Source organism: Burkholderia pseudomultivorans (assembly GCF_902499075.1).
Taxonomy (GTDB): Bacteria; Pseudomonadota; Gammaproteobacteria; order Burkholderiales; family Burkholderiaceae; genus Burkholderia; species Burkholderia pseudomultivorans.
The window spans coordinates 94,481-120,912 of sequence record NZ_CABVPP010000004.1; the positions used below are offsets into that span (position 1 = coordinate 94,481).

Sequence of the window (26,432 nt, forward strand, 5' to 3'; positions counted from 1 at the left end):
GCGATCAGAACGGTTCGTCGCCTTCGATCGTCGTGCGGTACAGCTTGCGGCGCAGATGGTCGGGCGTGCCGGCGGCCAGATGCAGCAGCGACCGGTTGTCCCAGAACACGAGGTCGTGGTCGCGCCAGCGATGCCGATACTGATGCTCGGCGCGCACGCTGTGCGCGAACAATTCGTCGAGCAGCGCACGGCTTTCGTCGTCGGGCAGCCCGACGATGCGCGTCGTGAAATGCTCGCTGACGAACAGCGCGCGGCGGCCCGTCTCCGGGTGCGTGCGCACGACCGGATGCACGACGGGCTCGACCTGCGCGATCTGCTCGGCGGACAGGTTCGGCCGCCACGGGCTGCGCGCCTGCAGCTCCGCATAGCGCGCGAGATAGGTGTGCTCCGCGCGGCGCCCTTCGACGGCGCGCCGCAGTGCCTCCGGCAGCGTGTCCCACGCGAGGTGCATGTTCGCGAACAACGTATCGCCGCCTTCGGCCGGCAGTTCCTGCGCGTGCAGCAGCGAGCCGAGGCTCGGGCGGCGCTTGTACGACAGGTCGGAATGCCAGAAGTAGCCGGCGTCGCCAAGGCCGATCGGCTTGCCGTTCTCGACGATGTTCGACACGATCAGCACTTCCGGATGGCCGGGCAGCGCGAACTGATGCAGCACGTGGGTCTGCAGCGGGCCGAAGCGGCGGCTGAATGCGACGTGTTCGTCCGGCGTGATGCGCTGGTCGCGAAACACGAGCACATGATGGTCGAGATGGGCGCGCCGGATCCGCGCGAACGCGTCGGCGTCGAGCGGCTGCGACAGGTCGATGCCGACGACTTCGGCGCCGAGCGGCGCATCGAACGGCACGATCTCGAACCGCTGCGGCGCAGCCGACGCAGGCGACACGGGCGGTGGCACGACGGCATCCGGTGCCGCGTCGCGGGTGGCAGTGGTCGTCACGGTGCAGCCCTCCGATTCGGTCAAAAACGCGAATCTACGAGCGCCGCAACGCAAGCGTCAACGAAGCGATTTCGATACGTTTATCTGCTTTGACGATAAAGACCGACGCTCGGGCGTCGGCCTGCCATCGTTCGCCGTCAATCCACGGCCGACGGCGACGCCGCTACGCCCGACGCGCGGCATTGCGCGAGCCCGTCATGCAGCGCGGCCACGGTGTCGGCGTCGAGAATACCGATGAACACCATCGCGCAGCGCCGGTCGGCTTCGGCTTGCGATTCGTGCGGCGTGAAGCGCACGCGCCGTGCCGCGACCTGGCATACGCGCAGCGCGACGTCGTCGCCGTCCGCGACGCGCACGATGCCTTTCGCGCGCAGGATCGTGCGCGGCAGCGCCTTCAGCCACGCGCGCAGCCGCGCCTTGTCGAGCACCTGCGGCGGCACGATGGTCACGCTCGCGAGCGCCGGCATCGCGTCGCTGCCGAGCGGCCGGTGCCCACGCGCGATACGCAGCGTCGCGCGCCGATCGGGCACCGCGGCATCGAACAGCAGCGCGAGCGGAATCGCGCCGTGCGACGCGGCAACGACGATGTCTGTCGACGCGCGCGCACGCACGCGCGCCAGCGCCGCATCGCGCTGCGGCGGCGCAAGCAGGTCGAGCTTCGTGACGACGAGCGCGCTCGCGCCGTCGAGCTGCCGTTGCGCGATCGCACCGACGTGCGGATCGGCGAGCGTATCGTAGAGCGCGATCGCGTCGGCGACGACGAGCACCGACGTCAGCCGGAACGCGCCGTTGAGCATGCCGATCTGCGCGATCTTCGCGGGATCGGCGACGCCGCTGGCTTCGACGAGCAGCAGTTCGGGACGCGCATCGCGCGCCGCGACGCGCGTGAGCGCATCGACGAGCGCGCCGCCGATGGTGCAGCAGATGCAGCCGTTGTCGAGTTCGATCACGTCGTCGCCGCGCGCGCGTACGAGGCGCGCGTCGATGTTGACGGCACCGAAGTCGTTGACGAGCACCGCGATGCGGCGGCCGTGCGGCGCCTGCAGGATCGCGTTCACGACGGTCGTCTTGCCCGCGCCGAGATAGCCGCCGACGACCGCGAGATCGATCGGCGCGGCGGCCGCGTTCATTGCGGTGCGCGGAACACGCGTCCGCCCAGCACGGTGCCCCACACACGCACGTCCTTGAGCCGCGCCGGCGCAACGCGCGACGGATCGTCGTCGAGCACGGCGAAGTCCGCGAATTTGCCGACCTCGATACTGCCGACGAGATGATCCATCTTCAGCGTATATGCGGCACCGAGCGTGATCGCGCGAAGCGCGTCGTCGACGGAGATCCGCTCGTGCTCGCCGAGCACGCGCCCCGACGCGGTCTCGCGCTGCACCGCGCACCATGCGGTAAACAGCGGATTCAGCGGCGTGATCGGTGCATCCGAATGCAGCGCGTACGGAATGCCGAGCCGCTGTGCGGAGCCGGCCGCGTCCATCCGGTTCGCACGGTCGGGGCCGATCGTCTGCGCGTAATGCGCGTCGCCCCAGTAGTACAGATGGTTCGCGAAGAAGTTCACGCACATCCCGAGCGCGCGGATGCGCGCGAGCTGCGCGGCGTCCGCCATCTGGCAGTGCTGCAGCGTGTGGCGATGATCGGGGCGCGGATCGCGCGCGAGCAGCGTCGTCATCGCGTCGAGCACGACCTCGGTCGCCTCGTCGCCGTTCGTATGGATATGCAGCTGCAATCCCGCGCGGTGAAACGGCGCGAACACGTCGACGAGCTGCGCGGGCGGAATCAGCCACAGCCCGTTCGGCTGGCCGCCCGCGTAGCCGGGCCAGCGCACGCGCGCCGTGAAGCCCTGGATCGAGCCGTCGACGATGAACTTCACCGCGCCGAAGCGCAGCTTGTCGGTATTGCGCGCCACTTCGGCAAGCACGCTGTCGGCCGAGCGCGCGGGGCTGCGCTGCGGCGCGAACGCCGGCACGATGCGCACCGGATAATCGACGTCGCCCGTCACATCGCGCAGCGTGCGATTGCCTGCCGGCGAAAGATCGTTCACGAGGTCGGTCGCCGTCGTCACGCCCGCGAGCTGCGCGACACGACCGAAATTGCGGATCGCATGCGGCTGTTCGCCGGCCGAAATCGCGAGCTTGCTGCCGATCGCCTGATAGACCGGGAACATCGCCGCGAACTCCTGCAATTCGCCGGTCGGACGCCCGTCGGCGTCGCGCGAGATGCCGTCGATGTCGGTGTCCTCGTCAATGCCTGCCTGCGCGAGCATCGCGCCGTTCACGTTCATCAGGTGTACGCTCGCATGCAGGATCACGATCGGCCGGCGCGCGGATACGCGATCGAGCTCGCGCACCGTCAGCCGCGACGTGCCGAAGAAGATCGGATCGAAGCCCCAGGCGAGCAGCGGCCCGTCGTCGGTCATCGCGCGCTCGGCCTGCGCGAGCCGGTCGAGCACCGCGTCGAGCGAGCGCAGGCCCGGCCATAACGTGCCGTCCGGCCCGCGGCGATCGTAGTAGCCGACGTACACCGCATCCCACATCGCGCCTTCCATCAGATGGCAATGCCCTTCGACGAAACCCGGCATCAGCACCCGGTCGCGCAGCGTGTCGTCGGTCGCGCAGGCGCCGAAGCGCGTGTGCCACGCGGCCGCGTCGTCGGCGTCGCCGACCGCGAGAATGCGGCCGTCGCGCACCGCGACGTGCGTGGCCGCCGGCTGCGCCGGATTCATCGTCAGGATGCGGCGCGCGGCGAAGATCGTCACGCGCGCGTCGGAGCTCGCGAAGGCTTGCATCGATGGTTTTCCTCCATGAGACGCGCGACACGCGCGTCAGGACACCGCATAGTGCTTGACCGGTCGCCCGCGCAGCGTCGCGTGCACGGCCGCGACGACCAGCATGTTGATAACGAGGCACACCAGGCCAAGATTGATGCCGCCGAAATCGACGTGCAACAGGTAAAACAGCATCGCGAGCGCCTGCCCGCACAGCATGCCCGACGCCACGGCGACGGGCCGCACGCGACGCCCGGCGAGCAGGATCAGCACGCCGGGCAGAAACTGCGCGATGCCGTAGAACGTCGTGTTGATCAGCGTGAGCATCAGGTTCGGCGTCAGCATCGTCGTCGCGATCGACAGCAGCAGATAGCCGACGATCACGTATTTCGCCGCGCGCTTCTGGCGCGTCTCGGGCAGATTCGGCATCAGGTTGCGCGTGACGATCGGCCCGATCGCGAGACAGATGCCGGCGAGCACGAGCAGCCCCGACAGCGCGGCCCCCGCCGCGACGAGCCCGATCAGCCAGCCCGGCAGCAGATGGACGACGGCCGCGAAGAACGCGTCGTTCGGCGACGCGAGCTTCAGATTCGCGCTGATCGCGTAATACGACGCGACGACGAGGAACGGATACATCAACATGTACAGCGGCATCGCGACCTGCGTGCGACGAATCGTGTTCGGCCCGCGCGCCGTGAAAAAGCCCTGCACCGCGAACGGCATGATGTAGAAGCCGAGCGACTGATAGAGCATCGTGCTCATGGAGAAGCGCAGCTGCGGTGCGGTCATCGTGTTGCTCACGTGCCGACTCGCGGCTTCGAATACGGGATGCACGCTGCCGACCTTCAATGCGACGGCCGTGCCCGTGACGACGATCGCGAGCAGCATCAGGATATCCTTCAGGATCGCGATATACGCGGACGCGCGCACGCCCGACATCGCGATATACGTGAACGCGAGCGCCGCGCAGACGAGGATCAGATACAGCGGATCGACGTGCCAGCCGAGTCCTTTCAGGGCGGCGGCGAGCCCCGTGAACTGCATCTGCCCCCACGGAATCAGGAACAGGATCGATGCGAGCGCAACCATCAGTTCGAGCGCGCGGCTGCCGTAATGGCCTTTGAACAGATCGGCGAGCGTGATCGCATGATGCCGACGCCCGGCTTCCCAGATCTTCGGGCCGATGAAATAGCCGATCGGATAGGCGAGCAGGATATAGCCGAGAAACCATACGCCGTAGGTCGGCCCTTTCGCGTAGATCCCGCCGGGAAAGCCGACCATCGTGCCGATGCTGTAGATCTCGCCGGCGGTCAGGAAGAACAGCAGCGCCGTGCCGAACTGGCCGGACGCGACGAAGAAGTCATGCACGCTCTGCTTGCCGTGCCCGCGTCGCGAGCGGTAGGCCAGGTAAAGCGACAGCGCGATCAGCGCGGCGAAGACGACCGTGGACATGCGCACCTCGGCGAAAGGACGGGAACGAAGGATTCGCCGGAAAGCGCAGGCGGCCGGCGGTCCGCGCGAACGAACCGGCTACGCGCCGGGCGTGTGGCGGTCGAACAGCATCCAGCACGCGAACAGGCAGCCGGACGTCAGCACGAACCACGCGAAGATCCACATGAACAGGAACGGCACGCCGAACACGTAGCGGTCCTGCGACGCGACCCACGGCAGCACGCCCATCACACCGAGATACGGAATACCGATGCCGATCAGATATCGGAGCATGCACGCCTCCTCGCTAACGGGTTCGTCGGGAACAGCGATGCGAGCGCGCGGCGGCACGTCGCGCGCAATCGTCGAACCCAGTATTCGAAGCCAAAATGCGCGGCGATAGTGCCAGACGCGGGGAATCGTTTGGGCCAGCGGGCGTGCAGGCGGACGCGAACGCGACGCGACGCACTGCGCCGCGCCGCACCGGACCGCGTCACGCGCGCGGACCGAGGCGTTCGGCGAGAAAGCCGATGAAGGTGCGCAGCGTGACGAAGCCTTCGCGATGCTGCGGAAACACCGCGTTCAGCGTGATCGGCGCGGGCGCATACGCGTCGAGCACCGGCACGAGCGCGCCGCCGTCGAGCGCCGCGCCGACGATGAAGGACGGCAGCAACGCGATGCCGAGCCCCGCGATTGCCGCATCGCGCACGACTTCGCCGTTGTTCGCGACGAGCGGCCCCTGCACGTCGAACGTGCGCGGCGCGCCGTCGACGCGGAACTCCCAGCCGACGCGCCGCTCGCGCCCGTACAGCAGGCACGTGTGATTCGCGAGCTCGGCCGGCGTCGCCGGCGTGCCGTGCCGCTTCAGATAGGCGGGGCTCGCGCACGCGATCATCTTCCATGCGCCGAGCGCCCGCGCGATCAGCGTCGAATCCTCGAGCGCGCCGATCCGCAGCACGAGATCGAAGCCCTCGCCGATCACGTCGACGCGCCGATCGGTCAGATCGAGATTGAGCCGCACGGCCGGATGCGCGGACAGGAACTCGGCGATCAGCGGCGAGACGTGCGTGATCCCGAACGACAGCGGCGCGCTGATCTTCAGCGAACCGTGCAGTTCGGTGCTGCGCACCGACATCGCCTGCTCGGCATCGGCGACTTCCGCGAGGATCCGCTGCGCGCGCGCATAGAACTCCTGGCCCGATTCGGTCACGGCGAGATTGCGCGTGTTCCGGTGCAGCAGGCGCACGCCGAGCGACGCCTCGAGCGCCATCGTGCGCCGGCTGACGAACTGCTTCGACAGCATCAGTTGATCGGCCGCCGCGGTGAAACTGCCCGCATCGACGGTCGCGACAAAAATCCGGAGGTCGTTGAGTTCCATATTGTCCACTTGAATGTGACAGTGATTATCGCCTCAGCGATTTATTTGTCAAATCGATTGACCTACGATGGATGTCAACACAACGCGACTGCCCACTTCCGAGGCGATGCGTCACCAAGGACCCATCATGATCGACATCCGTGCAGCAAACCAACGCGGCCGTGCGGAGCACGGCTGGCTCAGCTCCCGTCACACGTTCTCGTTCGCGAACTACTTCGATCCGCAGCAGGTCGGCTTCTCCGATCTGCTGGTGATCAACGACGATCGCGTCGCGCCGGCGCGCGGCTTCGGCACGCACCCGCACCGCGACATGGAAATCCTGTCGTACGTGCTCGAAGGCGCGCTGGAGCACAAGGACTCGATGGGCACCGGCTCGGTGATCGTGCCGGGCGACGTGCAGCTGATGAGCGCCGGCACCGGCGTGCGCCACAGCGAGTTCAACCACTCGCCGGACGCGCCCGTCCACTTCCTGCAGATCTGGGTCGGACCGGCCGAGAAAGGCGCCGCGCCGCGCTATCAGCAGACGCACGTCGCGGCCGACGACAAGCGCGGCAAGCTCGCGCTCGTCGTGTCGCCGGATGGCGCCGCCGGTTCGCTGAAGATTCGCCAGGACACGCGGATCTACGCGGGCCTCTTCGACGGCGACGAACGCGCGACGCTCGAGCTCGCACCGGATCGCTTCGCCTACGTGCACGTCGCGCGCGGCAGCGTCACGGTCAACGGTGTGACGCTCGGTGAAGGCGACGGCGCACGGATTCGCGGCGAACAGGCGCTGACGTTCGCCGATGGCCACGATGCCGAAGTGCTGGTCTTCGACCTGCGTCCGATCGAAGTGACGGCCGAGTGGGCATGACGCCTGCTCGGGAAACCGGGCCCCGCCGCGTGCGGGGCCTTTTTTAAGCGGAGATTCGCAACATGGCCAAGGTACTCGTTCTTTACTACTCATCCTACGGACACGTCGAAACGATGGCGCAGCAGGTCGCGGAAGGCGCGAAATCGGTGCCCGGCGTCGAAGTCACGCTCAAGCGCGTGCCGGAGACGATTCCCGCCGATCAGGCGAAGGCGATCGGCATCAAGACCGATCAGGCCGCACCGGTCGCGACGGTGGACGAGCTCGCGGACTACGATGCGATCCTGTTCGGCACGCCGACACGCTTCGGCAACATGGCCGGCCAGATGCGCACGTTCCTCGACCAGACGGGCGGCCTGTGGATGAAGGGCGCGCTGGTCGGCAAGATCGGCAGCGTGTTCGCGTCGACGGGCACGCAGCACGGCGGCCAGGAAACGACGATCACGTCGTTCCATACGACGCTGCTGCATCACGGGATGGTGATCGTCGGCGTGCCGTATGCGTGCAGCGGGCTCGTGAACATGAATGAGATCACGGGCGGCACGCCGTACGGCGCGACGACGCTCGCGGGCGCGGACGGCAGCCGTCAGCCGAGCGCGAACGAACTCGACATCGCGCGCTATCAGGGCAAGCACGTCGCGGAACTCGCGGTGAAGCTCGCTTCGTAAGCCCGTCGTCAGGTCGCGCGCGTAGCGCGACCGTGCGCGTCGCGGGCGTGGCGCCGCGACGCCGCGCGCCGCGCGTTCTGCGTCGTGCGCCGCCGGCGCTACTGTCCGGAAGCCGGCGCGGCCGGCGCCGCGTTGGCCGGCGCCTTCTGTACCGCGTTCTGCGGATAGTTGCTCTGATCGTTGGTCAGCCGATAGCCGCTGCCCGTGCCGATCGCCTTCAGGTCCTTCGCGTGCCGCTCGCGTGCCGCCTTACGCGCCGCTTTCTTCTTCGCCTTGTCGAGCTGCTTCTGCGTCGGCGCGGATGCCGCCGTCGTGTCCTGCGCCCATGCCGCCGGCGCACCGGTCAACAGCAGACCGAACGACGCCGTGACTGCCACTACCACCGAAACCACGCGAGACTGCTTCATGCCGGATCTCCTTGTCGATTGTTGATGGTGAATCGAGCGGCGCCGGCGCGCTCGCGACGGATCTCGGTTGCGCACGACGGCGCCGATGCAACGTTAGCCGATCGCCGCGGAATTGTCCTTGTGCATTCGTGAATTCCGGCGATAACGGCCCGCATACGTGCCGGCCGCGATCGAGACGCGTAATGCGATCTTGCCGTACAGCCGCAGCGCACGCCGCTCAGAGCCAGCGCGACACGATCGGCAGCAGGATCGGCACGACGAACGCGGTCAACACGCCATTCAATCCCATCCCGAGCCCGGCGAACGCACCGGCTTCCTCGCTGACCTGAAACGCGCGCGCGGTGCCGATGCCATGCGAGGCGACGCCGAGCGCGAAGCCGCGCACCGCAGGCTCCTCGATGCGCAGCGCGTTCAGGATGCTGCGCGCACAGACGGCGCCCAAGATGCCGGTCGAAATGACGAGCACGGCCGTCAGCGACGGAATGCCGCCGATCTCGGCGGCAACCGCCATCGCGATCGGCGTCGTCGCGGACTTCGGCGCGAGCGACGCAATCGTCTGATGAGACGCGCCGAGCAACGCGGCGATGCCGACCGCCGACACGATCGCCGTCAGCGAACCGGCGACGAGGCCGATCAGCAGCGGCACCGCCGCGCGGCGCAGCTTTGCCCATTGGCGATACAGCGGCAGTGCGAGCGCGACGGTGGCGGGGCCGAGCAGGAAATGGACGAACTGCGCGCCTTCGAAATACGTCGGGTACGGCGTGCGCGTCAGCGTCAGCAGCGCGACGATCAGCGCGACCGCGATCAGCACCGGGTTCGCGAGCGGATTGAAGCGGGCGCGCGCATAGACGGCCTGCGCGACGAGATACGCGATCAGCGTGATCGTGAGCCCGAGCAGCGGACTCGCGGCGAGGTAGACCCAGATCGCGCCGAGTTTCGGGAAGGCCGTCATCGCGTGCCCTCCGCGGTGCCGGCCGCACGTTGCTGGCGCCGCAGCAGCGCGCGCGTGACGAGTGCGGTAACCGCGATCGCGAGCGTCGTGCTGACGACGAGCGCGACGACGACCGCGACCGCGTCGCCGCGCACGCGGCCCGCCGACACCATGATCCCGACGCCGGCCGGCACGAACAGCAGCGACAGATGGCGCAGCAGTTCGAGCGCGGTCGGCTCGATCGCGTCGGCGACCTGCGGCCGCAGCATCGCGAAACCGAACAACAGCAGCATGCCGATCACCGGGCCGGGCACCGGCAAACCGAACAGATAGGACACGCCTTCCCCGAGACACTGGAAGGTCAGCAATACCGCGAAAGCCTGCAACATGAAGCGATTCTCCTGACGACGGCGCGCGCCGCGGCGGCCGGCACGCGCCGGCCGCTACCGGCCTCGGCGCGCGCGGTAAGCGCGATCGTACCAAGTTCGCGAAACCTGCAGCGTCATTCGGCCGGCGTCAGTTCATGCTCGCGCGCGAAGCCGTGCGGGTAGCGGCGCGAGTGTGCTCATGATCGTTTCGAGCCGCAGGTCCTCGCAGGCATCGAATGTCGCGCGCACCGTGTCGGTGATCGCGCTCGGCGCTTCGTCGGCGCGTGCGCCGGAACTCGGCTCCGTCTCCTCTCTTCGTCGGCGCGACGCGCGCGCCGCAATGGGCCCGCCGGCGTCGCGCCGCTCACGCCGGCCGGCGGCCCGCATAGGCGTCTTCGAGCAGCGCGCGCAGCGATGCGCGCTCGGGCGGACGCGGGTTCCAGTACGGATTGCGCAACGCGAGATCGAGCACGCGTTCGATGTCGGCCTCGTCCATGCCGATGTCCTTCAGCGCGACCGGCACGCCGCTCGCACGGGCGAGATCGAAGACGCCGCGTGCCGCGTCGTCGGCGCCGAGCGCGGCGGCGATGCGGCGCATCGCGGCCGGCGCGGCATCGCGGTTGTAAGCGAGCGCATGCGGCAGCACGATCGTATGGGTTTCCGCGTGCGGCAGGTTCAGCGTGCCGCCCAGCGTATGGCACAGCTTGTGATGCAGCGCCATCCCGACGCTGCCGAGCACGGCGCCGCACAGCCAGGCGCCGTACAGACAGTCGGCGCGCGCGTCGGCGTCGTGCGCGTCGTGCACGATGCGCGGCAGGCCGCCGGCCAGTGCACGGATGCCTTGCTCCGCCATCAGGCTCACGACTGGGTTCGCGTCCGGCGCGTACAGCCCTTCGGCCGCGTGCGCGATCGCGTTGATCCCGCTCGTCACCGAGAGCGCCACCGGCAGCGACAGCGTCAGGTCCGGATCGTAGATCACGGCCTTCGGCAGCACGCGCAGGTCGCGGCCCGTCTTCTTCACGCCGCCTTCAGTGAGCCCGTAGATCGGCGTCATTTCGGAGCCGGCATAGGTCGTCGGCACCGCGACGATAGGCAGCCCCGAATCGAGCGCGATCGCCTTGCCGAGGCCCGTCGTCGAGGCGCCGCCGATCGCGATCGCGCAGTCCGCATCGACCTGCGCGGCGAATGCGCGGGCCGCGCGCGCCGTCTCGTTCGGCACGTGCATCACCGCTTCGGCAAACACGCCGGCGGCGCGCGCGCCAAGCCGATGCGCGAGCGCTTCGGCCTGCGCGCGCTGCGGCGGCGTCGACAGCACGATCGCGCGCGTCGCGCCAAGGCGCTCGATTTCCTGCGGCAACTGCGCGAGACTGCCCGCGCCGAATATGACGCGCGACGGCAGGCCGTTGTAGACGAACGAATGCATCGCGATGCGCTCCGTGTAAAGGTTCAACGCGGATAGTACGGCGGAATCTGCGCGTCGACGTCGAGCCGGACCGATTTCGCATGCGCGTACTCGTGCATCGTGTCGTAGCCGCTTCGCGCGCCGGTCGTCCGTTCGCACCGACGCCGTCGAACCGCGACCAGGCGCTCACGCGTTTGTCGCACTCGATTCGCCCTGCACCGCTTTTGAAATTGCGTGCGAAGCCGTGTGCGCTGCAGGTCGCGCGTGCAGAGTCCCGCGCCGAACCTGCACGCAGTGCCGTTCGCGATCGCGAGCGCCTCTTCGCCGGTGCGAAACGTCGTGACCGTCACGAACGGGCCGAGCACCGCGTCCTGCGCGACGCTTTCGGTTGGCGTGGCCTACACGCAAGAGCGGCGGGCATAGGCCCGCCGCGTCGATTTCCGCGCGCACCTCGCGGCGCGCGCGAATGCACCCTTACTTCAGACGCGTCGCGATTTCGTTCGCCATCGCCTTCAGCGCCGCCTGCGTCGGCGCATCGGTGGCCAATGCGTTGAGCAGCCCGAAATCGTGGATCGTGCCGTCGTAACGTGTCGTCGTCGCTTCGACGCCGGCCGCGTCGAGCTTGCGGCCGTACGCTTCGCCTTCGTCGCGCAGCACGTCGAACTGCGCGACCTGGATCAGCGCGGGCGGCAGCCCCTTCAGTTGCGCGACGCTCGCGCGCAGCGGCGACGCATAGATCTCGTTGCGCTGCGCTTCGTTCTTCGTGTACGCGTCCCAGAACCACTTCATCATCGGGCGCGTCAGGAAGTGGCCCTGCTGATACGCGCGATACGAACCCGTGTCGAAGTCGTGATCGGTGACGGGCCACAGCAAACCCTGGAAGCGAATCGCCGGGCCGCCCTTGTCCTTCGCCATCAGCGCGACGACCGCCGCCATGTTGCCGCCGACGCTATTGCCGACCACCGCGAGACGGCTGCCGTCGACGCCGATCTCCGCACCGTGCGCGGCCACCCACTTCGTCGCCGCATAGGCCTGATTGATCGCGACCGGGTAACGCGCTTCCGGCGACGGCGTGTAGTTGACGAACACGGCCACCGCACCCGATTGCACGACGAGGTCACGCACGAGCCGCTCGTGCGTCGGGAAATCGCCGAGCACCCAGCCGCCCCCGTGGAAGAACATGAACACGGGCGGCGTGCCCGTCGCGTGTTGGGGACGCACGATCGTGATCGGCACGGACAGCCCGTCCTGCTCGATCGTGCGGTTCGACACGTCGATCCCCGACAGGTCGACCTTCACGCCGTTCTGTGCGTCGACGAGCACCTGCCGCGCCTTCGCGGGGCTCAGCGTTTCGAGGCCCGGGCCCTTCTGCGCGTTCAACGCGGCGAGAAACGCGCTCGTCGTCGCGTCGGGGCGCACGGTGTCGGGCCCTGCCGCGAGCGCGGCCGGAATGGCGGAAGACAATGCCGCGACGGCGGCGGCGATCAGCAGCGGCTTGACGATCTTCATGATGAGACTCCTGAATCGGGTAAGGGATGGGCGATGAACGGGGCGGTTGCGATGGACGGTCAGACGAGCGTCAGCGTGACGTCGATGTTGCCGCGCGTCGCGTTCGAGTACGGGCAGACGATATGCGCGCGCTCGATGAGCGTCTGCGCGACCTCGCGCTCGAGGCCCGGCAGCGAGATCTTCAGTTCGACTTCGATGCCGAAGCCGTTCGGGATCGCGCCGATGCCGACGCTGCCCTCGATCGACGCATCGGCGGGCATCGCGATCTTGTCGCGCGCCGCGACGAACTTCATCGCGCCGATGAAGCACGCGCTGTAGCCGGCGGCGAACAGCTGCTCGGGATTCGCGCCTGCACCGCCCGCGCCGCCGAGTTCGCGCGGCGTCGTGAGCTTCAGGTCCAGATTGCTTTCGGGCACCGTCGCACGGCCGTCGCGGCCGCCGGTGGCTTTTGCGTGAGCGCGGTACAGCACTTTTTCGATCGACATGACAGACTCCTTTTCAACAAGTGAGTGGAACAACCTTCCAGCGGGGATCGCTCGCAGGCGGCATCGTCGTCGCCGGCTTCGCGTTTGTTTATCTACTCATAGATAGATAAACATCCCCAAAAAATGCAGATGTCCAGGCATCTGCGCAACATAGTCTATCTACCAACAGATAGACAACCAAACCCGACAAAAGGGCGGCGAACCGCCCTCCTTCTTGCTTACGCGCCCGCCGTCAGGCCCGCGTCTTCCAGACCGCCTCGACATCCTCGAGGCGCGCCCGTGTATGAAACAGCCGGCTCGCGAGCACGCTGCCCTGAAACGCCGCGTACAGCGCGCGCGCCGCCGCGTCGGGCTTGCCGCTGAAGCTCAGCGTGCCTTCCTTTGCGCCTTGCGCGAGCAGTTCCGCGAGCCAGCGCTCGTTCGCCTGGAAGAACGCCTGCACCGCCTGCCGCACGTTGTCGGGCAGCGACTCGATATCGGCCGCGAGCATGCCGCACAGGCAGATCCGGTCGCCGTCGCCGAGCGCGCGCCCGAACAGCTTCGTGTACAGGCTCAGCTTCACGTCGGCCGGCAACGACGGATCGATCGCGCGCATCGCGGCCAGCACTTCGTCGCTGTATGCCGCTACCGCTTCCAGTACGAGATCGTCCTTCGACGGGAAGTAGTAATGGATGCTCGACGTCTTCACGCCCACCAGATCGGACAGGTCGCGATAGCTGAAGCCGTTGTAGCCGCGCAGCATCATCAGCGTGATCGCGTGATCGAGAATCTGTTCGCGGACGGTCGGTTTCGTTTCCATGGATCGAACTTTATCTACTCATAGATAGATAGTCAAGGACTTTTTTCGGCTCGACGAAAAAAAGACGGCGCCCGCCAGCAAGCCGCGATTCCGGCATGGTTTACAACCGCCCTGCAACGCAAGCGAAACGATGCGACACTCGCAGCCGGGCGTCGCGGCCGCGACGCAGTCCGCGCTGCAACGGCCGTGAGCCGGCGCGGGTACATGCGGCCGCACACCCACCGCTATTGGCATGGCCGATCGGGCCCCGTCGCCCGATCGCATCAGGAGAATGATCGATGTATTCGTGGTTTGAACGACGGCTGCCGACCTTCCCGCTCGAAGAGCCCGCGACGCCGCCGAACGGCTTCTTCTCGTTCGTCTGGGCCTGCACGCAGGGGGCGCGCGGCTGGATCCTGCTGATCGCGCTGACCTCGGCGGCGCTCGCCGCCTACGAAGCCGCGCTGTTCGCGATGATGGGCCGCGTGGTGGACTGGCTGTCGTCGGCGACGCCGGCGACGTTCGGCGAGCTTCACTTCGGCACGCTGGCCGGCTTCGCGGCGATCCTTGCGGGCAGCGTCGTGCTGATCGCGCTGCACACGATGGTCAAGCATCAGGTGCTCGCGATCAATTTCCCGATGCGGCTGCGCTGGCTGTTTCATCGGCTGATGCTCGAACAGAGCCTGTCGTTCTATGCGAACGAATTCGCGGGCCGCGTGACGACGAAAATCATGCAGACCGCGCTCGCCGTGCGCGACGCGCTGTTCATGTCGGTCGACGTCGTGATCGGCGTGGCTGCGTATCTGCTCGGCATCCTCGCGCTCGCCGCGAGCTTCGACTGGCGGCTGATGATTCCGCTTGCGCTGTGGGCGCTCGGCTACGGCGCCGCGTGCGCGTATTTCGTGCCGCGCCTCGGCCGCGTCGGCAGCGAGCAGGCCGACGCGCGCGCGCTGATGACGGGCCGCATCACCGACGCGTATTCGAACATCACGACCGTCAAGCTGTTCTCGCATACGCGCCGCGAGGCCGATCACGCGCGGCGCGCGATGGAAGCGTTCAAGGTCACCGGCGATGCGCAGATGCGGCTCGTCAGTGCGTTCGAGATCGTCAATCACCTGCTGTCGACGGCGCTGCTGGTCGGCTCGACCGGCCTCGCGGTCGCGCTGTGGATGCACGGCGAAGCGAGCGCGGGCGTCGTCGCCGCCGTGATCGCGATGGCGTTGCGGCTGTCGAGCTACTCGCACTGGATCATGTGGGAGATGACCGAGCTGTTCGAGAACGTCGGCACGATCCAGGACGGCATCACGACGCTCACACGCGTGCGCAGCGTCGTCGACGCGCGCGATGCGCGGCCGCTCGTCGTGTCACGCGGCGAGATCGTGTTCGACAACGTGCGGTTCGCGCACGACGACAACGAGAAGCCGGTGTTCGACGGGCTGAACCTGACGATTCGTCCAGGCGAGCGGATCGGGCTGATCGGCCGCTCGGGCGCCGGCAAGTCGACGCTCGTGAACCTGCTGCTGCGCTTCTACGACGTCGACGGCGGCGCGATCCGGATCGACGGGCAGGACATCGCGCACGTCACGCAAGACAGCCTGCGCGCGGCCATCGGCATGGTCACGCAGGATACGTCGCTGCTGCATCGGACGATGCGCGAGAACATCCTGTACGGCCGCCCGGACGCGACCGAACGCGAGATGCGCGCCGCCGCCGAGCGTGCGGAAGCGTCGGAATTCATCGAGCGGCTGCGCGACCGGCATGGGCGCTCGGGCTATGACGTCGAGGTCGGCGAGCGCGGCGTGAAGCTGTCGGGCGGCCAGCGGCAGCGCGTCGCGATCGCGCGCGTGATGCTGAAGGACGCGCCGATTCTCGTGCTCGACGAAGCGACGAGCGCGCTCGACTCGGAGGTCGAAGTCGCGATCCAGCGCAGCCTCGACAGCCTGATGATGGGCAAGACGGTGATCGCGATCGCGCATCGGCTCTCGACGATCGCGGCGATGGACCGGCTGATCGTGCTCGACGAAGGGCGAATCGTCGAGGAAGGCACGCATCAGCAGCTGCTGCAGGCAGGCGGGATTTACGCGGCGCTGTGGGCGCATCAGAGCGGCGGGTTCCTCGGCGAGACGGCGGACGAGGCGGCACCCGCGCAGTGAGCGTCGCGGTAAAGCCGGCCGCCGGCATCGGTGCAAGCCCGGCCGGCGATCGGCTTCGCGATTGCATCCCCGTCCCGTTGCGGCCGGCCGCACCGGCGATCAGGCGCGGCTGCGGGCGTCCCCGCGTTGAACGTCGCCCAGCACGGTGACGAGGACGAGTGCGGCGATCAGCCCGAGATGCTCGAAGAAGCTGCATACGCGGTTCGCCGCCACCGCCTCAGAACATCGTATGCACCCCGATGCGTGCAACGGCCTGGCTCGCCGAGCCGGACGCCCCGTTCGGATCGAGCACGCCGTTGATCTGCGCATTCGCGCCGCTATTCGCGCGCTGATAGTCGGCGGACACATACACCATCGTGCGCTTCGACAACAGGTATTGCAGCGCGCCGCTGACCTGATGCGCATGGTTGTCGTTCACGGCTTCGTTGCCCTTCATGTACATGTATTTCGCGCCGAGAAAGACGTCCGGCCGGATCCGCCAGACCGCGCCGGCTTCGGCCATCCACACGCCGGCTTCGTTGAATGAATTGCGGACGGTGGTCAGCAAGGCCTTGGCGGTGACCGCGCCGAAGTCGTAGTGCATGCCGACGCCCCAGTTGCGCACGCTGGTCGACGGTGTCCCCGGCGTCGAGCCGTACTTCTCGTTCGTATAGGCCGCGCCGATACCCAATGCCCCGGCCTCGTAGTTCAATCCGACGCTGACGGTATTGTTCGCGCCGACCGACCCGGCCACACCGCCGAACGCATACATCACGCCGCCGGAAAGCCCGCCAATCGTCGGCGAACTGTATTTGACGGAATTCGCAACGGGCTTGCTGCCCGCCGTGCGATCCCAATCGAACGCGCCGGTCGGATTGTTCGGCAGCGCGAGCCGCTGAAACGGCCCGTTCCTGAAGCCGTACAGCCCCGTGATGTCCATCGAAATCGCGTTGCCCTTCGCGAACAGCGAATCGACCATGAAGTCGTACTGGTTACCGAGCCGGACGCTGCCGAACCGTTCGCTCTCGATGCCCACGTAAGCGTTACGGGCGAAGAGGCCCGTGCCGACGATGCTGCCGTTCGCCATCGAGAACTGGTTCACGAGCGCGAACGTCGCGTGATAGCCGCCGCCGAGATCTTCCGTGCCGCGAAGGCCGAACAGGTTCGGCGTGAAGATGCCGTCGTCGAACTTGACGTTCTTCCCGCCGCCCTCGTTACTCACATACGAAATGCCGCTGTCGATCAGCCCGAACAGCGTCACGCTGCTTTGCGCATACGCGCCCGGCGCGATGGCCAGCATCGCGACTACACCAAACCTGAGTTTCATCGTGTCTCCGTCTTTTTTTTGAAAATTCGCACGCGCGAGCGTGCGCTACGTCACCGGCGCTCGCCCGATGTTTTTTTTAAACAACACCTTCCCTGCCCTGGATCAGCGAAGATTCAGGGCGTCACATCTAACTTTGATTAGTGATACTGATTCAACAGCACGACTGGAATCTCGCCGGCGAGTCGCTTTCTTCATCGCGTCGACGCGATTACGCGAACCCTCGATTCAAGCGTTTCGGCAAATCACCCACGCCGCCGGATCGACTTCAACCGGCACGGCCTCCAGCCCCGCACCGGCGCACGGCCCGTCGATGCACATCCCGTCGTCGAACCGGAACAGCGCGCTGTGATGTGCACACATCAGCACCTGCGACCGATAGCACGAAACGTTGCCCGGCACGAAGTCGAGCGGAACCGAGAAATGCGGGCAGCGGTTCACGTACGCCCACACCTGCGGCCCGCGCCGCACGACGATCACCGACCGGCCGCTGCGCGCTTCATCGACGACCCGCGCCCCGCCGTCGGGCACGTCGGAGAAGCGACAGAGTTGCGTCGCGCCCATGCTCACACTCTCCGCTCCGGGTTGCCGAGGCTCCAGTCCCACGGGCGCACGTCCACCCGCGAAAACAGGCCTTCCTTCACATACGGATCGTTACCGACGAACCGCATCACCGCATCGATGTCATCGGCTTCGATCACGAGCAGCGTACCGTTCATCGCATCGCCCTGCGGGTCGAGCGTCGGGCCGCCGAGCCGCACGTACACGCCATGCTGAGCCGCCGAGCGCAGATAGCTGCGATGCGTGGGCCGCACGCGGTCGCGCACGTCGCGCATCCCCGGTTGGTCCGTCGCGAACACCGCAAAGAATCGAGCCATATCGGTCAGCTCCGGTCGAGCACGAAGTCGTACGTCGCTTCGCGGTACGCACCGCTGATGCCGAATCGGCGCGCCAGCTCATCGCCCGCTTCGCGCCGACGATAGGCCACCATCAGCGACGGCTTCACGCCAAACACGGCATCCGACTGCAGGTACGCGTCTTCCTCGTCGAACAGATGCGTGACGAGCCTGCGATAGCCGGGCGCATCGATCATGAAGTGCAGATGCGCGGGGCGCCACGGGTGGCGCCCGGTCGCGTCGAGCATCTTGCCGACCGGGCCGTCGGTCGGAATCGGATAGCTGACCGGCAGAATCGTCGTGATCGCGTAGTGCCCTTGCGCATCGGTCCGGTAGCGGCCTCGCAGGTTGCCGTGCGGTTGCGCCGGGTCCTGTCCGGAATACATGCCGTTGTCGGCGGTCTGCCAGACGTCGAGCACGGCATCCGGCAGCGGCGCACCGTCGGTGGTCAGCACGCGGCCATGCACGAGCGCCGGCGTGCCGGACGTGAGCGCCATGTTCTCGCCATACGCGCGATCGGGCATCCCTTCGATGTAGAACGGTCCAAACACCGTCGTTTCCGTCGCGCCGGTCGCCAAGCGATGGTTGATCGCGTCGACCAGCATCGACACACCGAGCGTGTCGGACAGCAGGATGAACTCCTGCCGCACGACGTCGTCGCACATCTGCCCGGTTTCGGTCAGGAAGCGAATCGCGGCCATCCACTCGGCTTCGGTCAGCTCGGTTTCGCGGACGAACGCATGCAGGTGCCGCACGAGGCTCTGCATCAGCATGCGCACGCGCGGGTTCGGCGCGCCGTCGAAGCTGGCGACGACCTGCTCGGTCAACCGCGTATCGCCGTCATCATGATCATTCGTCACGTTCGTCTCCTTGGACGCGGACCGCCGCTCACCGCGGCGCGCGCCCTTCCCATGCATGCTGAAGCAACTCCCGGATCGGCGCACGTTCGATCGGCCGCGGGTTCGCATACGGATTCCGGCAGGCGAGGTCGGCGGCTTCGTCGAGGCCCACCTCCGGCATCCCGAGGTCGCCAAGCGCCGCCTGCAGCCCGAGCTGCCGGTTCAGTTCGAACAACAGCGGGCCGGCGTCGGCGGCGTCGCTACCGCCCAGCGCCCGCGCGACACGTCGCAGCGCGTCGGGCGCCGCCGCATGGTTGTAGTGCGCGGTATGCGGCAACATCGCGGCATGCGTCTGGGCGTGCGGCAGGTTGAAGGTGCCGCCGAGCGTATGGCAGAGCTTGTGATGCAACGCCATGCCGACCGCCCCCAGGCACGTGCCGGCGAGCCAAGCGCCATACAGCGCGCGGCTGCGCATCTCGCGATCGTCGGGCGCGCGAACGATCGCCGGCAATGCTTCGCCGAGCGCACGTATCGATTCCTCCGCCATCAGACTGATGACCGGGTTCGCATCGTCGGCATAGAGCGCCTCGACCGCGTGCGCCATCGCATTGACGCCGGACGCCGCCGAGATCCCCGGCGGCAGCGACAGCGTCAGCGACGGGTCGTAAAGCACCGTGCGCGGCAGCACGCGCGCATCGCGCCCGGTGCGCTTGAGGCGGTCTTCCGTCAGCCCGAAGATCGGCGTCATCTCCGAGCCCGCGTAGGTCGTCGGCACGGCGACGATCGGCAGCGACGATTCGAGTGCGATCGCCTTGCCGAGCCCGATGGTCGAACCGCCGCCGATCGCGACGCAGCAGTCCGCGCCGAGTTCGACGGCCATCTCGCATGCCGCGCGTGCCACTTCGACCGGCACGTGCATCACGGCCTGCGCACACACGCCGGCCGCGCGCTCGCCCAGTACGCGGCTCACGCGCTCCGCGAGCGGCTGCTGCTCGGGCGTCGACAGGATCAGCGCCCGCCGCACGCCGAGTGCATTCAGCTCGTCCGGCAGCCGTTCGAGCGCGCCCCATTCGAACACGACGCGCGAAGGCGTTCCCTGGTAGACGAAACGCTCCATCGCGACCTCAACGCTTGAAGTGCGGCGGCACGTTGCCGTCGACGTTGACCCACACCGAGCGCGCTTCCGTGTAGTCGTGCATCGCCTCGAAGCCCATCTCGCGGCCGTAGCCCGACTTGCCGATGCCGCCGAACGGGCTGCCCGGGTTGACGCGCTTGTAGCAGTTGATCCAGCACATCCCCGCGTCGATCTTCGATGCCATCCGGTGCGCGCGGGACAGGTCGTTGGTCCACAAGCCGCTGCCGAGCCCGTATTCGGTCGCGTTGGCAATCGACAGCGCTTCCTCGTCGCTGCCGAAGCGCAGCACCGTGACGAACGGACCGAACACTTCCTCCTGCGCGATGCGATCGGCCGCGCTCTTCGCTTCGATGACGGTCGGACGCACGTAGTAACCGTCGGCGAGTGCGGCATCCTGCGGCGCGCTGCCGCCGGCGAGCACGCGGCCGCCCTGCTCGCGCGCGACGTCGACGAACGACAGCACGCGATCGAGGTGCTGCTTCGACGTCAGCGGACCCATCTCGGTGTCCGGGTCCAGCGGATTGCCGATGCGGATCGACGAAGCCAGCGACACGAAGCGCTCGAGGAATTCGTCCGCGATACGTTCGTGCAGGATCAGACGCGAACCGGCGATGCAAGCCTGCCCCTGGTTGTGGAAGATCGCCCACGCGGCGCCGTTGATCGCGGCATCGAGGTTCGCGTCGTCGAATACGATGTTCGCGCCCTTGCCACCCAGTTCGAGTTGCACGCGCTTCAGGTTGCCCTGCGATGCCTCGACGATCCGGCGCCCCGTCGCCGTCGAACCGGTGAACGCGATCTTGCCGACCCCAGGGTGTTCGGCAAGACGCTGGCCGGCCGTGTGTCCATAGCCGGGCACGATATTGACGACGCCGGCCGGAAAGCCGACCTCGGCCATCAACTCGACGATGCGCAGCGTCGACAGCGGCGTCATCTCCGACGGCTTCAGCACGACCGTGTTGCCGGCGGCCAGCGCCGGGCCCATCTTCCAGCTCGTGAACATCAGCGGGAAATTCCACGGCACGATCTGGCCGACTACGCCGATCGGCGCGCGCTGCACATAGTTGAGAAAGCCCGGTTCGACCGGGATCACCGAGCCTTGCAGCTTGTCGGCCATCCCGCCGAAGTAGCGGAAGCACGCCGCCGTGCGCGGCACGTCGAGCGCCCGCGAATCGCGGATCGGGTGTCCGGTGTCGAGCGATTCGAGCTGGGCGAGTTCCTCGGCATTCGCCTCGATCGCATCGGCCAGACGCAGCAGCAGCCGGCCGCGGTCGGCCGCCGCCAGCGCCGACCATGTCGGAAACGCGCGCGTCGCGGCTTCGACCGCCGCGTCCACGTCGACGGCGGTGGCGGCGGCGATCTTCGCGATCAGCGAGCCGTCGTGCGGATTGAGCACGTCGATCGTGCCGCGGTCGACGGCGTCGACGAAGCGCCCGTCGATGAAAAGTTGGGTTTGCATGAATCGTCCTCGATTGGTTGCGCGAGCGCGGCTCAGAACTCGATCGGATACGGCGCCAGCTCGCCGCTTTCGTATCGCTGCGGCAGGTCCGGCGTCGCGTTTTCCCAGACCAGCAGCATCGAGCGCTTCGTCGAGTAGCCCTGATGCCGGATGTCGGCCGGCATCGCGCAGATGTCGCCGGCGCGCATCGTGATCCGCGCACGCGGCGCACCGGTGTTCTTGTCGCCGATGTCCCACACGATTTCGTCCGACAGTTGCAGGAACCATTCGACCCGGTCGTTGCCATGGAACACCGGCAGGATGTATTCCTCCGTCGTCGGGCAGAACAGGCTGCGCCCGCACACGGATGTCACAGACGGATTCCACGTCACGTCGGAGCGCGACAGGTACTTGAACAGGTTGAACGCGTGCAGCTCACCTTCGAATCCGGGCTCCACGTGCACCTCCGGCTCGTCCTGATCGACGTCGAGAAACGCACGGTTGACCGGCAGCGCCTCGCGCAGCGGCGAGTCGCCTTCGAGGCCCGGCATGCGGCGCGTCGCGATGCGCGTGCGTTCGATCGCCGAATCGTTTTCGCCGTGCTTGCGGCCGAATGCGCTGCCCGTCTCCTCCGGCGCCGCGAATGGATCGAAGCCTTCGTTGGTCCAGTCGTGCAGCATCGCCTTGAACGTCGCCATGATCGTCGGCGTCTCGAACGTCTCCGTGTAGTCGACACCGGCTTCCTTCAGGATGCCGTTGAACGTTCCCGCATAGACGTCGACCTTGCCGTAGTGATTGCGCGTGCCGAACACGTGATCGAAATTCACCCAGCCGTAGAAGAAGCCCCACGCGACGTCGCGCATCATCGCGCGCAGGAAGGCGTCGGCGGGTATCGCGTGCGTGCGGGTCTGGCCTTTCGCGGGCCAGCTGATCTTCACGAAGTACTCGTCGCGCTGGAACGCGAATTCGCCGAGCTGGAAGCGGCGGTAACCGGTGACGGCATCGGCTTGCGTGGCCTGCACCAGATCGGCGGCAAAGCCTGCGGAAAGATCGAGGGTCTCGAGCGTGGCCATGAGATGTCTCCAGGAATAGTTGAATGGTGTCGAGCGGGCGGATCAGTGCACGCAGATCTCGGCCCACTTCTCGACGGAGAGCTCGCCGAGCACGGTCTGCACGAGCGCGACGCCGGGCTTGCTCGCGATGAACCGATACGCGCAGCCCGCCGGCAGCAATGCCTGATGCCCCTTGCGCAGCACCACGTAACCCATCTCGCGGCCCGCCGGCTGGATGCCGGCGCTCACGGTGCCGCGGCCCGTGGTGGGCGGGCTGTGGAGCTTGATGAATTCGATGCGGACTTCGCCGTCCATCTGGATCGCGAACTCGTCGTGCGCGCAAGCAAACCACGGCGACTCGCCCTCGGTCCGCAGCACCTCGATCACGTATTCGAGATTCTTGCCGGCGACCACTTTCTCGTAGGGCGCCGACTTCGATGCGATGTCGAAGATGTTCGAAAACGCGTAGTGCTTCGCGCTGCCGCTGGTGATTTCGATCTCGCCCCGCGTGTAGCTGTCGAGCGAACCAAAAACGGTGTGACGTGCCGTGTCGGTCATTGCTGTCTCCTGAGTTGAACCGCTTGTTGGATTCAACTCTAGGGGCAGGGGCGCCTCTCAACAAGGCAACGGACCGCGACTACGGCATTTGCGATTCGCGAATAATCGCGTCGTTCAGCGAACCCAGCCGCGCTCGAGCAGCGGGCGGTCCCAAGGCGATTCGTCACCGATGTATTCAGCGAGGAATTCGACGAGCGCCTTGACCTTCAACGCCTGTCGCTGCGTTGCGGGATAAACGGCCGCGAAGCTCAGCGGGGCGATCTGGAAGTCGGTCAGAATCGGCACCAGGCGGCCCGCGACGAGTGCATCGCTCGCGACGAGCGTCGGGAGGCACACGACACCGCCGCCCGTGAGTGCGTACTCGCGCAGCAGATGCACGGAGTTCGAGCGGATCATGCCGGGCAGCTCCATTTCGACGACTTCGTCGCCGCGCGTGAGCGTCCAGCGATTGCGTGATGGATAACCCGAATACAGCGCGGTGGTGTGCTGCAGCAATTCGCGCGGATGCTGTGGCGCACCATGCGCTTCGAGGTACGCGGGCGACGCGCAGAACAGGCGCCGCACGACGAACAGTCGCCGCTCGATCAGCGAGTCGGAAATCGGCGGGAAGATCTGGAATGCGATGTCGAACCCTTCTTCGACCGGGTCCACGACCCGATCGTTGACGATGACGTCGAGCTGGATGCCCGGATAGCGGCGATTGAATTCGGCGAGCGGCACGCCGAAGTGATCGAGCGCGAAGCCGGGCAGCATCTGGATGCGCAGCCGCCCGGTCGGTGTCGCGCGCAGCTCGCGCATCTGGTCGGTCAGCTCGTTCACGCGCCCGACGACCTCCGCGCATTCGCGGTAGAAGGTCTCGCCTACTTCCGATAAGCGAACGTGCCGCGTGCTTCGATGGAACAGCGGTGCGTTGACGAACTTCTCCAGTTGCTGGATACGGTTCGTCACGACCGAACTGGTGACCCCAAGCTGACGGGCCGCTTCGGCGAAGCTGCTCGCCTCCGCGACCCTGACGAATGCCTCGATGCTCAGAAACCGATCCATACCGCGCCCTTGCTGCAAGCGAAAGCACCAGTCTAACCGGAGCTGCCGGCCGGTTCGATCATGCGAAAGGCGTCACTCTGTCGCCTGACGGGTGTCAATCGCGCCGGCCGCCTCCGGCACGTTACTGCTGCTTGCCGGCCGTCAGCTCCGGCTGCACGCCGACGCGGCGCTGCAGCACGGCCGGCGCGGTTTCCCGCATCAGCGTGCTGACCACGATGCCGAGCAGCACCGCACCCATCGGCAGCCACAGGATGTTCTGGATCCCGAAGTGCGCGGCGACGTAGCCGCCCATCGCCGGCGCGATGCCGCCGCCGAAGATTTCGCCGCAGCCGACCACCACGCCGATCGACGTCGACACGAGGCCCACCGGCGCGGCTTCGGTTGCAACCGGCCCCGACAGCAGCGACACCAGCCCGAGCGTGAAGAACGAGGCGACGAACAGGACGATGAACAGCATGACGGGCTGCGGGCCGAGGCCGCGGAAGAGGTAGAGCATCACGGCCGTGCCGGCGAAGCCGACGATGCTCGCGACGCGGCGCCCCACCAGGTCCGACAGCCCCGGCAACCCGAACTGCCCGAAAAAGCCGCCGAAACCGATTGCCGATACGACGAGCCCCATCTTCTGCGTGCCCAGCGACAGGTAGTCCGTCAGGTACAGCGGCAGCAGCGCGCCGAGCACGAACACGCCCGTCATCGCGCAACACAATGCGGCCATCGCGACGAGGATGTTGCGGCTCTTCAGCACATGGCCGAGCGACGCCGGCGCGTGCTCCGACTCGACTGCCTTCGCGCGCTCCGGTTCGCGGATCACGAAGAACATGACGGCGCCGAGGACCAGACCGGGCACGGCGACGAGCGCGAATACCCAGCGCCACGACACGAATTCGAGCAGCTGCGTCGCGATGATCGGCGACAGCGCGAGCCCGAACAGCGCGAAGCCGCTTTGCTGTAGCCCGAGGTTCAAGCCGCGCCGCCGCGGATGCGACGCGTCGGCCGTCGCCGCGAAGCTGGTCGGGCAGAACGAGCCTTCGGCGACGCCCATCAGCCCGCGAATCGCGATCAGCCCGAGCAGCCCGCTCGCGAGCCCCGAGAAGCCGGACAGCAGCGAGAACGCGACGATCGCGGGAATCAGGACCTTGCGGCGACCGACCTTGTCCGAGATGCCGCCCATCAGCGCGGCGAAGATGCCCCACGACAGGCCGAGTACGCCGATGCAGTTACCGACGTCCTGCGCCGTGAGGTTGAGGTCTTTCATGATCGAGGGGAATAGCGGCGCGATGAGCCAGCGGTCGAGGCCGACCAGCCCGAAACCGAGCGCCAGCAGCGTGACCGCCTTCCACTCGTACGCGGTATCCCACTTGTTTGCTTTCATGTCTGTCTCCGTGAAGCTGGTCAGCGCGCGCGAGGCGCGGCGTTCGTGCATGAGCCAGGTCCGTTGTCTTTGGGTGCGATGCGACGCGAGCCGCGCGGAAATGGCGCTCGCCTGCCGGCCGGAGGCGTCGAATTCAGCCCGCCGACGCCCGAACGATAGGTGTGCGGATGCGGATTGGGTATGAAACAACCGGCGAACGCGCCATTCGCGAAATGCAAATAATCGGCGTGGCGGGCGCGCAGGCCGGTGGAGAAGCGCTGCGCGAACGCATGGGGGATTGAAACGGGCGCCTACGGGGGAATCCCTCATAGACATCGGCATGCCGCTCGCGGCGCCCGGGATGCGATCGTTTCGCGGCGGAAGCGCCTGCTGTGGAGCAGGCGGCGACTGAAGAAGGAGCGACAAATGTGCGGGCATTCGCGGACATGCGCATGCTGGGCGATCTGCCACAGCGAGCGCCCGCACCTGGCTTTACCGCATCAGCCGGCCACCCTCACTTTTGCGACGGGATTTCGCAACACGCCGAGCGCGTCGATTTCGACCTTCGTACGGCGGCAGCGCGATCGCATCGGCATGGCCGATCGGGCGCGACGTGAAGGCGCGAATACGGTGCGCGAGGGGCGAGGGCGGAAGGGATTTACGCGGCGCTGTGGGCGCATCGGAGCGGCGGGTTTCTCGGCGAGACGGCGGAGCCGAAGCGATCTCGCGATAGCGAGCGCGGCCGACGCCCA

26 protein-coding genes and 1 pseudogene are annotated in these 26,432 nt (G+C 67.2%); 3 read left to right on the forward strand and 24 right to left on the reverse strand.

Annotation, left to right across the window (positions count from 1 at the left end; all coding sequences use genetic code 11):
* Positions 1–4: 4 nt before the first annotated feature.
* From BST28156_RS05035 to BST28156_RS05060, 6 genes are all read right to left on the reverse strand, one after another.
* Entirely contained in the window at positions 5–934 is a 930-nt protein-coding gene (locus BST28156_RS05035) for a TauD/TfdA dioxygenase family protein (RefSeq protein WP_012464835.1), read from the reverse strand.
* A gap of 137 nt (positions 935–1,071) precedes the next feature.
* On the reverse strand, positions 1,072–2,064 hold the full coding sequence (locus tag BST28156_RS05040) for a CobW family GTP-binding protein (RefSeq protein WP_012218375.1): 993 nt from the start codon (positions 2,062–2,064) through the stop codon (positions 1,072–1,074).
* The gene (locus BST28156_RS05045) at positions 2,061–3,728 is read right to left on the reverse strand and encodes an amidohydrolase (RefSeq protein WP_012218376.1); all 1,668 of its coding nucleotides are present in this window, start codon (positions 3,726–3,728) and stop codon (positions 2,061–2,063) included. The genes BST28156_RS05040 and BST28156_RS05045 overlap by 4 nt, the downstream gene beginning before the upstream one ends.
* A 36-nt stretch (positions 3,729–3,764) precedes the next feature.
* Entirely contained in the window at positions 3,765–5,159 is a 1,395-nt protein-coding gene (locus tag BST28156_RS05050) for a sodium:solute symporter family protein (protein ID WP_060097119.1), read from the reverse strand.
* 78 nt (positions 5,160–5,237) lie between these two features.
* Complete coding sequence (locus BST28156_RS05055) at positions 5,238–5,432, reverse strand: DUF3311 domain-containing protein (RefSeq protein ID WP_006416922.1); 195 nt, start codon at positions 5,430–5,432, stop codon at positions 5,238–5,240.
* A gap of 199 nt (positions 5,433–5,631) precedes the next feature.
* Positions 5,632–6,516: a LysR family transcriptional regulator gene (locus BST28156_RS05060; RefSeq protein WP_012218378.1), complete on the reverse strand. Its 885-nt coding sequence runs from the start codon at positions 6,514–6,516 to the stop codon at positions 5,632–5,634.
* Positions 6,517–6,643: 127 nt separating this feature from the next.
* Between BST28156_RS05060 and BST28156_RS05065 the strand changes: the two genes are divergently transcribed.
* Both BST28156_RS05065 and wrbA read left to right on the forward strand, forming a co-directional pair.
* Positions 6,644–7,369 carry a pirin family protein gene (locus BST28156_RS05065; protein ID WP_006405401.1) on the forward strand — a complete coding sequence of 242 codons (726 nt, stop codon included), beginning with the start codon at positions 6,644–6,646 and terminating at the stop codon, positions 7,367–7,369.
* Positions 7,370–7,431: 62 nt separating this feature from the next.
* A complete protein-coding gene (gene wrbA, locus BST28156_RS05070) occupies positions 7,432–8,034 on the forward strand; it encodes an NAD(P)H:quinone oxidoreductase (protein WP_012218379.1) in 603 nt (200 codons plus the stop codon).
* 98 nt (positions 8,035–8,132) lie between these two features.
* Here the strand turns inward: wrbA and BST28156_RS05075 are convergent, their stop codons facing one another.
* The 8 genes and pseudogenes from BST28156_RS05075 to BST28156_RS05110 all read right to left on the reverse strand — a co-directional run bounded on the left by BST28156_RS05075 (position 8,133) and on the right by BST28156_RS05110 (position 13,935).
* Positions 8,133–8,441, reverse strand: a complete 309-nt coding sequence (locus BST28156_RS05075; protein ID WP_012218380.1) for a hypothetical protein — start codon at positions 8,439–8,441, stop codon at positions 8,133–8,135.
* 217 nt (positions 8,442–8,658) lie between these two features.
* The gene (locus BST28156_RS05080; protein WP_012218381.1) at positions 8,659–9,393 is read right to left on the reverse strand and encodes an LrgB family protein; all 735 of its coding nucleotides are present in this window, start codon (positions 9,391–9,393) and stop codon (positions 8,659–8,661) included.
* Positions 9,390–9,761: a CidA/LrgA family protein gene (locus tag BST28156_RS05085; RefSeq protein WP_006399220.1), complete on the reverse strand. Its 372-nt coding sequence runs from the start codon at positions 9,759–9,761 to the stop codon at positions 9,390–9,392. The genes BST28156_RS05080 and BST28156_RS05085 overlap by 4 nt, the downstream gene beginning before the upstream one ends.
* A gap of 343 nt (positions 9,762–10,104) precedes the next feature.
* Positions 10,105–11,163 carry a maleylacetate reductase gene (locus tag BST28156_RS05090; RefSeq protein ID WP_012218382.1) on the reverse strand — a complete coding sequence of 353 codons (1,059 nt, stop codon included), beginning with the start codon at positions 11,161–11,163 and terminating at the stop codon, positions 10,105–10,107.
* 23 nt (positions 11,164–11,186) lie between these two features.
* Positions 11,187–11,525 (reverse strand): annotated as a pseudogene (locus tag BST28156_RS05095) (aldehyde dehydrogenase family protein); the annotation flags it as partial.
* 91 nt (positions 11,526–11,616) lie between these two features.
* Positions 11,617–12,651, reverse strand: a complete 1,035-nt coding sequence (locus BST28156_RS05100) for an alpha/beta hydrolase (RefSeq protein WP_012218384.1) — start codon at positions 12,649–12,651, stop codon at positions 11,617–11,619.
* A 59-nt stretch (positions 12,652–12,710) separates the two neighbouring features.
* Positions 12,711–13,136, reverse strand: coding sequence for an organic hydroperoxide resistance protein (locus BST28156_RS05105; protein WP_012218385.1), 426 nt, complete (start codon positions 13,134–13,136; stop codon positions 12,711–12,713).
* A gap of 232 nt (positions 13,137–13,368) precedes the next feature.
* Entirely contained in the window at positions 13,369–13,935 is a 567-nt protein-coding gene (locus BST28156_RS05110; protein WP_012218386.1) for a TetR/AcrR family transcriptional regulator, read from the reverse strand.
* 278 nt (positions 13,936–14,213) lie between these two features.
* Between BST28156_RS05110 and BST28156_RS05115 the strand changes: the two genes are divergently transcribed.
* Positions 14,214–16,067 carry an ABC transporter ATP-binding protein gene (locus BST28156_RS05115; RefSeq protein WP_012218387.1) on the forward strand — a complete coding sequence of 618 codons (1,854 nt, stop codon included), beginning with the start codon at positions 14,214–14,216 and terminating at the stop codon, positions 16,065–16,067.
* A 217-nt stretch (positions 16,068–16,284) separates the two neighbouring features.
* On the opposite strand, the gene BST28156_RS05120 is transcribed toward BST28156_RS05115, so the two are convergent.
* The 10 genes from BST28156_RS05120 to BST28156_RS05165 all read right to left on the reverse strand — a co-directional run bounded on the left by BST28156_RS05120 (position 16,285) and on the right by BST28156_RS05165 (position 25,701).
* Positions 16,285–17,373, reverse strand: a complete 1,089-nt coding sequence (locus BST28156_RS05120; RefSeq protein WP_012218388.1) for a porin — start codon at positions 17,371–17,373, stop codon at positions 16,285–16,287.
* Between the two features lie 225 nt (positions 17,374–17,598).
* Positions 17,599–17,934, reverse strand: a complete 336-nt coding sequence (locus BST28156_RS05125; RefSeq protein ID WP_012218389.1) for a Rieske (2Fe-2S) protein — start codon at positions 17,932–17,934, stop codon at positions 17,599–17,601.
* Positions 17,935–17,936: 2 nt separating this feature from the next.
* Positions 17,937–18,248, reverse strand: a complete 312-nt coding sequence (locus BST28156_RS05130) for a YciI family protein (protein ID WP_012218390.1) — start codon at positions 18,246–18,248, stop codon at positions 17,937–17,939.
* A 5-nt stretch (positions 18,249–18,253) separates the two neighbouring features.
* Positions 18,254–19,126, reverse strand: coding sequence for an intradiol ring-cleavage dioxygenase (locus BST28156_RS05135; RefSeq protein ID WP_012464834.1), 873 nt, complete (start codon positions 19,124–19,126; stop codon positions 18,254–18,256).
* Between the two features lie 28 nt (positions 19,127–19,154).
* Positions 19,155–20,222, reverse strand: a complete 1,068-nt coding sequence (locus BST28156_RS05140; RefSeq protein ID WP_012218392.1) for a maleylacetate reductase — start codon at positions 20,220–20,222, stop codon at positions 19,155–19,157.
* A 7-nt stretch (positions 20,223–20,229) separates the two neighbouring features.
* Positions 20,230–21,696: an aldehyde dehydrogenase family protein gene (locus tag BST28156_RS05145; RefSeq protein WP_012218393.1), complete on the reverse strand. Its 1,467-nt coding sequence runs from the start codon at positions 21,694–21,696 to the stop codon at positions 20,230–20,232.
* 32 nt (positions 21,697–21,728) lie between these two features.
* Positions 21,729–22,748 (reverse strand): hypothetical protein, encoded by a 1,020-nt coding sequence (locus tag BST28156_RS05150; protein ID WP_012218394.1) that lies wholly within the window; start codon positions 22,746–22,748, stop codon positions 21,729–21,731.
* A gap of 42 nt (positions 22,749–22,790) precedes the next feature.
* Positions 22,791–23,285: a cupin domain-containing protein gene (locus tag BST28156_RS05155; RefSeq protein WP_012218395.1), complete on the reverse strand. Its 495-nt coding sequence runs from the start codon at positions 23,283–23,285 to the stop codon at positions 22,791–22,793.
* Between the two features lie 114 nt (positions 23,286–23,399).
* Complete coding sequence (locus BST28156_RS05160) at positions 23,400–24,329, reverse strand: LysR family transcriptional regulator (protein ID WP_006399236.1); 930 nt, start codon at positions 24,327–24,329, stop codon at positions 23,400–23,402.
* Positions 24,330–24,450: 121 nt separating this feature from the next.
* The gene (locus BST28156_RS05165) at positions 24,451–25,701 is read right to left on the reverse strand and encodes an MFS transporter (RefSeq protein WP_012218396.1); all 1,251 of its coding nucleotides are present in this window, start codon (positions 25,699–25,701) and stop codon (positions 24,451–24,453) included.
* Positions 25,702–26,432: the final 731 nt, after the last annotated feature.